General features: G+C 38.1%; 11 protein-coding genes and 1 pseudogene. 3 read left to right on the top strand and 9 right to left on the bottom strand.

Annotation, left to right across the window (positions count from 1 at the left end):
• Window positions 1-56 precede the first annotated feature (56 nt).
• From LQ203_RS13430 to LQ203_RS13410, 5 genes are all read right to left on the bottom strand, one after another.
• The gene (locus LQ203_RS13430) at window positions 57-221 is read right to left on the bottom strand and encodes a hypothetical protein (protein ID WP_230158850.1); all 165 of its coding nucleotides are present in this window, start codon (window positions 219-221) and stop codon (window positions 57-59) included.
• A gap of 21 nt (window positions 222-242) precedes the next feature.
• On the bottom strand, window positions 243-407 hold the full coding sequence (locus LQ203_RS13425) for a hypothetical protein (protein WP_230158848.1): 165 nt from the start codon (window positions 405-407) through the stop codon (window positions 243-245).
• An 86-nt stretch (window positions 408-493) separates the two neighbouring features.
• Window positions 494-1312: a hypothetical protein gene (locus LQ203_RS13420; protein WP_230158847.1), complete on the bottom strand. Its 819-nt coding sequence runs from the start codon at window positions 1310-1312 to the stop codon at window positions 494-496.
• Window positions 1296-2108: a hypothetical protein gene (locus tag LQ203_RS13415; RefSeq protein ID WP_230158845.1), complete on the bottom strand. Its 813-nt coding sequence runs from the start codon at window positions 2106-2108 to the stop codon at window positions 1296-1298. The genes LQ203_RS13420 and LQ203_RS13415 overlap by 17 nt, the downstream gene beginning before the upstream one ends.
• A gap of 1095 nt (window positions 2109-3203) precedes the next feature.
• Complete coding sequence (locus LQ203_RS13410; protein WP_230158843.1) at window positions 3204-4697, bottom strand: peptide MFS transporter; 1494 nt, start codon at window positions 4695-4697, stop codon at window positions 3204-3206.
• Window positions 4698-5016: 319 nt separating this feature from the next.
• On the opposite strand from LQ203_RS13410, the gene LQ203_RS13405 reads away from it, so the two are divergent.
• Window positions 5017-5241, top strand: coding sequence for a hypothetical protein (locus tag LQ203_RS13405; RefSeq protein WP_230158841.1), 225 nt, complete (start codon window positions 5017-5019; stop codon window positions 5239-5241).
• Window positions 5242-5323: 82 nt separating this feature from the next.
• On the opposite strand, the gene LQ203_RS13400 is transcribed toward LQ203_RS13405, so the two are convergent.
• Window positions 5324-6193, bottom strand: a complete 870-nt coding sequence (locus LQ203_RS13400) for an anti-sigma-V factor rsiV (RefSeq protein WP_230158840.1) — start codon at window positions 6191-6193, stop codon at window positions 5324-5326.
• Window positions 6178-6693, bottom strand: coding sequence for a sigma-70 family RNA polymerase sigma factor (locus LQ203_RS13395; RefSeq protein ID WP_230158835.1), 516 nt, complete (start codon window positions 6691-6693; stop codon window positions 6178-6180). Before LQ203_RS13395 ends, LQ203_RS13400 begins: the two co-directional genes overlap by 16 nt.
• 185 nt (window positions 6694-6878) lie before the next feature.
• Here LQ203_RS13395 and LQ203_RS13390 point away from each other — a divergent pair, with 185 nt between their 5' ends.
• A complete protein-coding gene (locus LQ203_RS13390) occupies window positions 6879-8285 on the top strand; it encodes a polysaccharide deacetylase family protein (RefSeq protein WP_230158833.1) in 1407 nt (468 codons plus the stop codon).
• Between the two features lie 91 nt (window positions 8286-8376).
• Here LQ203_RS13390 and LQ203_RS13385 read toward each other — a convergent pair whose 3' ends face one another.
• Window positions 8377-9096: a YebC/PmpR family DNA-binding transcriptional regulator gene (locus tag LQ203_RS13385; RefSeq protein WP_230158831.1), complete on the bottom strand. Its 720-nt coding sequence runs from the start codon at window positions 9094-9096 to the stop codon at window positions 8377-8379.
• Window positions 9097-9360: 264 nt separating this feature from the next.
• On the opposite strand from LQ203_RS13385, the gene LQ203_RS13380 reads away from it, so the two are divergent.
• Entirely contained in the window at window positions 9361-10083 is a 723-nt protein-coding gene (locus LQ203_RS13380; RefSeq protein ID WP_230158829.1) for a DUF4261 domain-containing protein, read from the top strand.
• Window positions 10084-10112: 29 nt separating this feature from the next.
• Here LQ203_RS13380 and eutC read toward each other — a convergent pair.
• Window positions 10113-10865: pseudogene (gene eutC, locus LQ203_RS13375) on the bottom strand (ethanolamine ammonia-lyase subunit EutC); the annotation flags it as partial.
• Window positions 10866-10879: the final 14 nt, after the last annotated feature.

Raw genomic sequence — 10879 nt, 5'->3', positions numbered from 1 at the left:
ATGGATATGGCATAACGCACCAAAAATAATAAATTTAAATACTAGTCAATTACTCTTTAATTATCAACACGTGGTCCAAGAAGCTGGCCTAATACGGCATCCGTTAAGCTACCGTTTGGATTAGCTTCCAGAAAACCAGGTGCTACAAGTTCTTGCAGGTCATTTAATGTAAGTTCTTTATTATCGGAATTTAGTTCGGTATTCTTTTTTATTTTTTCCATATAATCTTCCCCTCCTTAAAATTAGTTATCAGTACGTGGCCCAAGAAGCTGGCCTAATACGGCATCTCGTAAGCCACCATTTGGATTGGCTTCAAGAAACCCGGGAGCAACAAGCTCTTGTAACTCATTTAATGAAAGTTCTTTTTTATCTGCATTTAAATCTAGGTCTTTATTTGATTTATCCATATACGTTCCTCCTTCCCCCACTATGTATTAAAATTTATTATTGGTTTGGTGCGCTATATCATATCCATGTACTAAACTGATTAATGCTAGTGTTTAAGTGTAATAAGCTGTTCATCTATATCCAAAGCGTTAGCACAAAGTATTCTGAGTTTTAAGGCAGAAGAAATTATATGTCTTTCAGAATCATTAAGATTATCTGTTGTATATCCTTCCTCGTAAGAAGATAAAAGGTTAAAGTAATCTGCATTTATTCTATAAGTCTTATTTAATGGTGAAACGATATAAAAAGATTCGCATGGTAATAATGGATGAAATTCATTGTTACCCTCAATTACGCTTAATACATCATATTTAGTTTTGATAATTGTAGCTGAAGTGTTTTTATAAAGAGTCCCCTCAATTAAGGACGTATTTTTGCTAGGTAATTTATAGGAAGCTTTGAATATGGCATATTCTAATTCGAAAAGTTCCACCAGTTTTAATGGAAGCATTTCTTTTTGCGATCTAAGAAAGTAAATAAAAGCAGTAGCTTTTTCTATTCCTTTGCCATAGCCTAGGGGGTGAGGAATGCTGAACTCGATGTTCCATAAAAAAGGAGATGAAAAGAATTCGTTAAATATACTTGTTTCTATTAATTCATTATCATTAGAGGCATTTAATTCTTCGCTTAATAAGGGGACACCATTTGAGAATATGGTTGTTAAATGGGCTAGGATTTGTAACCACCTTCCTCTTCTTTCTGAATGAAATGCATGTAAATTCACATGAAGCAGTTCTTCTTTGCCCATTTTTTTTACTGTTTGCTGGAATTTTCCACCTTTGATATCTGGACTCCACTTAGGGTCAATGCTCATTTTCACAAGCAAATCCTGTAAGGCTATCTCATGCTTAATTGAAGTACTCATGTTTAGGCACGGCTCCCTTTACATTCATTAGTTTTTTTATATCCGCAGTAATTTGTGAATCATTAGACAGTCTGTCTGTCATTAATATCAATGCAGAATCTTCACATGTTAATAAACCCAACATATCCCATATTTCATCATCCACTCTTTCACAAGCACATGGTATATAGGCATCTCCAGCCTTTCTAACAGCGCTTAACCAAAACATTGAGATTAAAGGATTTCCTTTAAGAATCCCAAGAATTTCTTTTTTGTTCTCCGTTCCCCAGTTTTTATAGTCAGACAATACACAGCCTAAATCGATTGATAAAGGAATATGTAAATCACTCAATTCAGTAATTATCTTTTTATAAAATAATTGAGGGGATAGTGATAATTGTCTAATCGGATGTAAATAAATTGGGATATCATGATTTTTTTTTAAATCAGAAATCCAAGATTGTAAATCCTGGATTGATTTTTTATTTTGATACTGGAATCCACCCGGATCCATGAATGAATTGTTGATTCCCCATGTTCCAATCTTCAAAATTATTTTTCCAATTTTTAATTCTGTTAGTAAGCTAACGTAATCTTTCATTAAATTTGAATGTTGATCAGTATATGGTATGGCTAAAGTGGTCTCCATATTAAATTGTGAATATAGCATTTTAGAAGCTTTTTTCGTTCTATCAGAAAATATGTTACTGAATACAACAGAGTCTATTGGAGATGCTCCAATAAGTTTGCTTTGATCTAGCGCGCTATCTGAATCTTCAATATGCACGATTCTTTTAAGTATTTTTTCCGCCTCCATTTTCAAAAAATTCAGCTTTTAATAAAGATGATACTATTACAAATAAATGGAAAAATCTATATGTTTTTGTAAAATGAGGAATTTGGAGTGGTAGCTTATTAACGCTCACATAGGGAAATATATTCTAATTTTCAAATCTAAGTAATAGACCTTGTTATCTATCGAGGAAAATACTTATCATTGTTATTATTGGTAATGATAACCAAAAGTTAACTGTCCTTTATTTCCGTCTAAAGATTGTAAGAACCTTTGAGAGTTCATTTCGGATATTGTTCAGTATTTATTGTATGACTTTCCCTAAAATGCAACCAATTGCCCAACTTTATAGGTGCCCGCATTCGAGTAATTAATAGCCAATCACTCTTTTCCACAGCATCATTCATTTTCATTTCTAAGGTTTATTTAACCAATGTAAAATCACATTTTAAGACTTTCCAGTAGCCCTTTTTTAAGGGCTATTTTGTCTTTCCTAAAACTAGGAGGAACGGTGTCATTTCCGGAATTCCACTGGTCACTTTTGGAATCTATCAAAGTTAAAAAACAATTTATTATGGATTTACTGGATATAATCAGGAGGTAATAGTGATGGCAAAAAAAAGCAAAAATATATAAAATGTTCGTAAACCCTGCATTAATTATTCTTTTGAGTATTTCATTATTTTTCAGTATGAATGTATCAAATGTTCAAGCAGCTGCTGCTGGAAAAAAGGCTAGGCAAGACCATTGTGTTAAGCGGAATTGGGATAGATACTCAGCTCGTTCTATAGCTAGGTATTTATTTTATTATCTATTTTCGATTTATTTAATTTTAGGAATTTGCATTTATTTTTTAATGGATATCGGACACATTCCCAAGATTATTTTGTTTTTTGTATTAGTGTTCAGTGTGGATCTTATTAAAAAAAAGTTAATAAATAAAGTTTTGAATCTTAACCTTAAATAAAATTTCAAAATAATATCGAATTGAATCCCCCACTCCCGTTATGCAAGAAACACGAAAAATGACATTTGGAATAAAAAAAGAAGATGACCCTATACAGAGGTCATCTTCTTCATATACATATTCTTTTTCTTAACAAACTGACAGGCCTTGTGTTAGCGAATGCCTTTCATGTACCCTTGAATTTTTGGTGATAAGGCCAACAGGGCCAGTCCAAGGATCATGGAAGCAACACCGATCACGCCAAAGTAAGCCATTTCGGTTTGCGGAGTGTAGAATCTGACGATTTGCGCGTTCAGCGCTTGCGCTGCTGCACTTGCCAGGAACCACAAGCTCATCGTTTGTGCCGAGAAGGCAGCTGGAGCCAATTTAGTTGTTGCTGAAAGTCCAACAGGTGATAGACAAAGTTCTCCAAGTACTACAAGGAAATAGCTTAGTACAAGCCATAGTGGATTGACTAATGAGTCTGATCCGCCGAAATAAACAGGAAGCAGAATTACCAAGAATGATAAACCAGCGAAGAACAATCCTAACGAGAATTTTTGTGGGATGGTTGGCTGGCGCTTACCTAATTTAATCCATAACCATGCGAATACTGGTGCAAGAGTAATGATGAACAAAGGATTCAATGATTGGAACCATGCCGGGTTTATTTCTATTCCAGCAAAATTCAACTGTGTCCGTTTGTCAGCATAGCTTGCTAATATAGTTGCACCTTGCTCTTGAATCGCCCAGAACATGACAGCTGCTATAAACAAAGGAATATAGGCAATCAAGCGGGAACGTTCAACAGAAGTTGTTTTAGGGCTGCGATACATGAAAATGAAATAAAGGGTCGGAATAACGATCCCTAGGATACCTACAAGATTAATAAAGGTCTTAATCGTCAAGATACCTGCAGAAGCAGTGATGCCAATGATGGCCGCTACGATCAATGTAGCTATTCCCAGTTTAGTGAATGTCGCTTTCTTTTCATCTTGTGATAAAGGGTTAGCAGGAAGAGTCCCGGCTAGGCCCAAGTTCTTTTTCTTTGTTGCAACAAAGACGATGAGTCCAAGTAACATACCAATTGCCGCAAGTCCAAAACCAAGGTGGAAGCTGTAGTTCATTCCGACTGTACCGACAACAAACGGTGAAAGGAATGCTCCCGCGTTGATACCCATATAGAATATACTGAAACCGGAATCCCGGCGCTCATCATTTTCCGCATATATTTCTCCAACAATGCTGGAGACGTTCGGTTTTAATAAACCAGTACCCAGAACGATAAGTACCATGGAAACAAAGAACAGGGAGAGACTGCCTGGTACAGCAAGGACAATATGCCCGAGCATGATCAAGATACCACCGTAAAATACGGCTTTTGAAGTCCCGAAAATCCTATCGGCTAGCCAGCCGCCAATTATACCGGACATATATACTAAAGATCCGTAAATGGATACTAGGGCAAGTGCTGTTGTTTCATCAAGACCTAGTCCCCCTTTAGAAACTTCATAATACATATAGTAAACAAGAATGGCCCTCATGCCATAATAGGAGAAACGCTCCCAGAACTCAGTAAAGAAAAGGGTGAATAATCCTTTCGGGTTCCCAAAAAAACCTTTTTGGGGTACGCTATCCACAATTTTCTGTTTATTTATCGTTGCCATACCTAGCCCTCCTTTTATTATTGTATAATAACTTTTATTTTCTCTGTTGTAAACAAATATTTAGTATATTTAAATAATTAATTTCAAAATAAATATTAATAGCTTTTCACCATACATGTTACACTGCGAATCACATCATCTGATAGGAATCGTCATTATTGATATATTGCCCTAACTTTGCCAATGATATTACGTTTAATACCTCTCTAGTTACCTTTTTCCAATTAAATGAAGTCCAAAAAATAATAAGGAAAAACCCCAACCAAAACCGTTATATACACCGTATAATAGAAATAATACAAAATGAGGAGGCATAAAAATGCTCGGTACCATAACCGTTGTAATGATTTTTTCCATCCCCATACTTGGCATTCTGACAAGCCATTTTGAGAAACAATCAAAAACCAAACACAGTATGCTCAAAGATGAGTTGGAACTCGAAAAAATTAAGCATGAAAACTTCCTTTTGGAGACAGAGAAAATGAGGCTGGAACTGGATCAGATGAAATTCGATGAAAAAAGAGACGAGCCAAGGTTACTGTAGTCAAGTAACGTTGGTTCGTCTTTTTAAGGTGCATCCCTGTTTTAAAAACCTTTCGGGTCTCATAAGAATAATGAAGTCCGTTCTAATGAATATATTGATTGCCCACAAGATGGTCTGAGAGTACCTTGGTCGGGATGATGAATTCGACGGCCCCCATGTATCCTGGGGCAGCTTCAAAGCTGTTGAAGGCGATGACAAGCTTGCCATCTTTGTTTATATAAAAGTTTTGATTTTCATCAATGCCTTTAAATGGAGTAAGATCATCATCTTCGGCCCAATATATTTTATCCGGATCTTCTGCCATTTGTTGCTTCATCTGTTCCTTGATGTTCTCACTGATCACCTGCAGATAGCGATCATCTTTAAATAAGCTATTTAACGTTATAAGCACTTCGTTTTTCTTGTCGACTGTATCAAATTGACTTTCTGTAGAACTGGAGGCAGAAATCTTGTCAGTATAACGCTGTACAGATAAGATCGTTTCATTATCAGTCAATATCTTATATCCGCTTTCCACTGAGATATTTCCCTTTTCCCCTTCCTTCAGTTTTGACATGGAGTCCGTGAATTCCTTGTAGAGCTGCTTGCTTTCCGATAAGTATTTATCATTCAAACCATTTTCCAGCTGTTTATTCTCCAGACCAGAAATGGCAGGTGTTTTGATTACTGCCGAGGAATTATTGACTTCTTCTTTCCATTCGACGAAGGTGATCATTTTGATGACCTTTTCAACTATCGGAATATCAATCATCGCTTTCGCCGCTGCCGGACTGGTGTTGACGGAAGCTGTCACAATCAGAAGTGCTGCCGCCGCTGACACCAAGATATTCCTGCCAATCCGTGGCTTCTTCCTGGGCCTTTCATTCAAGGCTGCTTGAACGACATCTTTCAATTCCTTAGGGATCGGTGTTTGAAGGTATCCTTCCCGCAAATCTTTTAATTTTTTTTCCATCTTTTCGTTTCCTCCTGTTCAGTCATGTTGATCCGTAATAGTTGCAGTGCTTTATATAATCTCGTTTTAACCGTGCTTACGTTCTCTTCCAACACTTCCGCTATTCCTTCCAACTTCAGGTCCTCAAAGAATCGTAGAATGACTACCGTCTTATACTTGACCGAAAGTCCTTCAAGTGCCTTTTGCAAATCCAGGTCAGGGTAGTAATCTTCCTCTCCGCTGCGTAAGTATTCTATTGTTTCGTCATCGGCGACGGTCAGCTTCTTTTTCTTTCGCAAAATATCAAGTGCCGTTCGGACTATGATCTTATATAGCCAACTATCTATAGAAGCTGCGTCTTTGATTTTATTACTGGAGGCTAACGCTTTTCTGATCGATTCCTGCACGATATCAAGCGCATCCTCTTGATTCTTCACATAATAAAAAGCTAGTCTGTATAAATTTTCTTGCCTTTCGGTTATCCTTGCGGCCAATAACTGATTCATATCTAGATTTTTCATTGCATTATAGAGCTCCTTACATTTTAGTTACGTATCCTAGGTACAAAGGATAGACGCACTAACTGCTATAAAAGTTTGAAAATAGCTAATGAAATTTTTTCATATAAAATAATGAAATTTTTTACAAACTTTTAAGGCTTTTGGCGCGTCTATATAGTAGAATGATAAACGAGGTGGAGTGCATCATGAGGAAATTAAATTATAAAAAAGTCTTTATTTTTCTATTTTGTCTAACAGCTGCAGCGGGAACGTTGGGATTAGCCATCAAAAGCCTTGCTTTTGATAAAAAGCGAACCGTTTCGGCCTATACAAGCGATGAAAATTACCCAGAAGCTGATATTCAAACGTATTTAAAAGATAATACGAAAGGCGGGTATTCAGTAAGCAGGCCCGTTCTCCATATAGAAAATATCGACACGCAACTAGACGCTTACATAAAGAAAGAAATTAAGGATTACGAAAAGAAATGGAAAGCCTCCGACGTAAAAGCGTCTGAGCTTAACCTCACGTATACAATCCTCCATTTCTCAAAGCAGACCATTACCATCACCTTCGAAAAATATGAACAAGTGGAAGAAAAGAAGCAGTCTGAATCACGGACCTTCACTTACGATATTCCGTCTCAGCGTAAGCTCTCCATAGAAGACATTTTTGCCACGGATACCGATTATTTATCCGTTTTATCAGATATTGTTTTTGAAGAGTTAACCGAGAAGGAAGAAGAAGGCATTTCAAAGAGTCTTATTAAAAAGGATAACAAACTGAATGCCGCTAACTTCGATTCTTTTTCTGTCTTGAAAAATACACTTGTATTTTACGTTAAGACTGATGACTCAGCTAAGACTCATACTATAGCCATCAAGAAGGAACTGTTCAAAAATAGTTTGCTAGATTCATATCAAAGTCAAGATTTGAATGAGGATCGTGTAAAGGAATGGCAACCAAAACACATCGTCGCAAAGCTGCCCGTTCATAATGAATGGATTGACCCGTCCAAAAAGGTCATTGCCTTAACGTTCGATGATGGACCGCATCCAAGTCATACCATGTCCATTCTGAAAGACCTGAACAAGTATAATGCACATGCGACCTTTTTCGTATTAGGAAGCCGCGTACAGCACTATCCTGTTGTTCTGCAAAAAATGCTGGAACAAGGCAATGAAATCGGCAACCACTCATGGGATCATCCTCAGCTGACGCGCTTAAGCAAAAACAAAATAAAAAGTCAAATCGAAAAAACCCAGGACGCTGTAGTAAAAGCCACTGGTGCAAAGCCAATACTCATCCGTCCCCCATATGGTGCGATCAACAGTAATGCACGTGAAAATATGAAGGATATGCAAGTCATACTTTGGGATATCGATCCCGAAGATTGGAAAGAACGCGATGAAAAGAAAATCGTGAGCAAAGTGATGAGTAAAGCCAAAGATGGCAAAATCATATTAATGCATGATATCTACCAAACTAGCGCCCAGGCTGCAGGAACAATCATCAAACAACTTCATGACGAAGGCTATCAAATGGTCACTATTTCTGAGTTGGAGAAGGTAAATAAAGACCGTGAACTTTCCGGAATCGTCATAAAAGAATAATCAAAAGGAAAGAGCCTGTTTCAATTGAAACAGGCTCTTTTGCATGAAGATAAAATAAGCAGACCTTTGATCAAAGGTCTGCTCTGTTTTTTCATTCACCAAGATCCACATTATGATACACTTGCTGAACATCTTCCAAATCTTCCAATGCATCAATCATTTTTTCGAATTGTGCTTGAGAATCTTGTGGAAGGGCTAGATCATTTTGAGCAAGCATCGTCAGCTCCGCCACAGTAAAATCGGTGATGCCGACATCCTTGAATGCTTGCTGTACAGCATGAAATTGTTCAGGTTCAGCATAAACGATGACCGATTCCTCTTCTTCAATGATGTCACGTACATCAACATCCGCTTCCATTAATAGCTCAAGCACATCATCAGCCGTTTTACCTTCAATCCCGATTACAGCCGTTGCATCGAACATATAAGCAACAGATCCACTGACACCCATGTTCCCGCCATTTTTCCCAAATGCGGCACGTACATCAGAAGCCGTCCGATTTACGTTGTTCGTCAATGCATCAACAATGACCATTGATCCATTTGGTCCGAATCCTTCATAGCGAAGCTCGTCATAGCTTTCTTCCGAACCGCCTTTTGCCTTTTCAATGGCACGGTCAATGATCGCTCTTGGTACATTGTACGTTTTCGCACGCTCAAGCACGACCCTTAATGCCTGATTGGATTCCGGGTCTGGTTCACCTTGTTTTGCCACTACATAAATTTCCCGTCCGAACTTAGCATAAATACGACTTGTATTTGCATCTTTTGACGCTTTTTTTTCTTTAATGTTATTCCACTTACGACCCATTATATTCCACTCTCTTTCATCATTGAATATATACGAATAGATTATTATGATACTTGTCCTACCAGTGAATTCTCACGAACACCATTTGAAGACAGGATATACGTTTACTCGATTATATTATACATCAATTGTATAACTTTGAAAAAGTCCTGTACATCTTCTCCATTGCATTAAATAGGCTTACTTGGCGCTAATGTTTATAAAATACTATGGAAAATATCAAGAGTGGTATAGTATGAAGTGATTGGAAAGGAGATACGATATATGGAAAACCAAATCATCATCGGGATACCTGGAAAATGGAAAAACCGGACGGCGTTGATTCAAACTCTCGCTTCAAAAGGCGAGGGGTACCTGTTAGCCGGAAATATTTTTCACAACAAGGATAAGAACATCACTTTTCAGGCTGAAGTCCAGGATTATGAACCGACTTTAAAAGAGACCTTTTCCTACGCCAGTAAAGGAGCCTTTTCAGAGAGCTTATTAGAGGAAATCAATGATCATACCTTTACGGTCTATATTATTGCCGATATATCAGATACAGGAAATGTTACAGATCTGATCGACGCAGGCGCAGCAATCCTCAGGGCAGGCGGATTGGCAGTGAAAATAGAGACAGCCGGCATTGCCCATTCAAAGATGGATTGGCTGCAGCTTCATCATAACCCGGATATTCTTTCGGTTTACGCTCATTTTGTCACGATCATTGGTGAGGAAGATTATTATTGTTCATTCGGAATGAAAGCGTTTGGCCTTCCGGATGCCGTTACACTTAACACAATGAGTCCGAAAGAAGCGGCCGCTTTACTGAATACGTTCAATTATTACCATGTAGGTGAACGACCTCTCTTTACAAATGGTGAAACCTTTAGCATACAAAAAGATGCTCCCAACTATATTTTGACAGGCCTTCAGGACTTTAGATACGAAGAAGACAATCCCTTTTACAATCCATTTGGATTATGGAATTTGGGAACAAGCAAATAGAGGAGCAAATGCTCCTCCATTATATTTTGTTATACTGATTCCGCACTCATTTCTTCTTCATTTTCTTTCTTCACGAGTGACATGCCGCTTGCCTGGTATTTGAGGATTTTTTGAATGACCGTGCCAAGATGCGCTCCCGCTTCAACAGGTGGAATGCCTCCTTTATGAATGTTGGAAATGACCATCCTTTCCGCTTCAATCGTACCCAAACAAGGTTTATAGCAAATATAAGCGCTTAATGATTCAGCACTGACAAGACCAGGCCGTTCGCCGATCAGCAGGACAATCACCTTAGGCCTCAGGATTTCACCGATATCATCCATAACGGCAACCCTGCCTTTTTCTATATAAAACGGTGTACCTGTATCCAGTTTTGCCCCTGCCAAAGATTGTTTGAAAGATAAGTAGACGTCCTCGACATTATCTTCGATCGCCTTGGCACTTAATCCATCGGAAATGATGATTTGAACCGTAGGGTTCTTTATGCATTTGGCTTCAATCATCCGCTTCGCTTCATCCGAAAGTTTCCTTCCATAATCCGGACGGCGTAAATACACTTCTTTATCACCAGCCCTCGTTTTCACCTTGAACAAGTTCAAGCGTTTCAATAGAATCTCACTAACTTCACCATATACAGCATCAACGGCTGCGGCATGGTCAAAACGGAATTTAAGCCAAGAATCCGTTTTCGGACGTGTCCCCGCTCTGCCTACACCTATCCGGGCAGGAGTATTCGCTTTCAAAGCATCCAATTCTTCCTTATTATATGGATCGTTCATTCCCATCTCATCCACTC

Origin of the sequence: Peribacillus sp. Bi96, from assembly GCF_918698115.1 — a bacterium.
GTDB lineage: Bacteria > Bacillota > Bacilli > Bacillales > DSM-1321 > Peribacillus.
Note: the sequence above shows the minus strand (reverse complement) of the source record. Positions and strands in the feature narration are given on the sequence as shown.

Excerpts from the sequence above, each read along its gene's own strand:
- LQ203_RS13430 (WP_230158850.1), bottom strand. The coding sequence starts at position 221 with ATGGAAAAAATAAAAAAGAATACCGAACTAAATTCCGATAATAAAGAA.
- LQ203_RS13425 (WP_230158848.1), bottom strand. The coding sequence starts at position 407 with ATGGATAAATCAAATAAAGACCTAGATTTAAATGCAGATAAAAAAGAA.
- LQ203_RS13420 (WP_230158847.1), bottom strand. The coding sequence starts at position 1,312 with ATGAGTACTTCAATTAAGCATGAGATAGCCTTACAGGATTTGCTTGTG.
- LQ203_RS13415 (WP_230158845.1), bottom strand. The coding sequence starts at position 2,108 with ATGGAGGCGGAAAAAATACTTAAAAGAATCGTGCATATTGAAGATTCA.
- LQ203_RS13410 (WP_230158843.1), bottom strand. The coding sequence starts at position 4,697 with ATGGCAACGATAAATAAACAGAAAATTGTGGATAGCGTACCCCAAAAA.
- LQ203_RS13405 (WP_230158841.1), top strand. The coding sequence starts at position 5,017 with ATGCTCGGTACCATAACCGTTGTAATGATTTTTTCCATCCCCATACTT.
- LQ203_RS13400 (WP_230158840.1), bottom strand. The coding sequence starts at position 6,193 with ATGGAAAAAAAATTAAAAGATTTGCGGGAAGGATACCTTCAAACACCG.
- LQ203_RS13395 (WP_230158835.1), bottom strand. The coding sequence starts at position 6,693 with ATGAAAAATCTAGATATGAATCAGTTATTGGCCGCAAGGATAACCGAA.
- LQ203_RS13390 (WP_230158833.1), top strand. The coding sequence starts at position 6,879 with ATGAGGAAATTAAATTATAAAAAAGTCTTTATTTTTCTATTTTGTCTA.
- LQ203_RS13385 (WP_230158831.1), bottom strand. The coding sequence starts at position 9,096 with ATGGGTCGTAAGTGGAATAACATTAAAGAAAAAAAAGCGTCAAAAGAT.
- LQ203_RS13380 (WP_230158829.1), top strand. The coding sequence starts at position 9,361 with ATGGAAAACCAAATCATCATCGGGATACCTGGAAAATGGAAAAACCGG.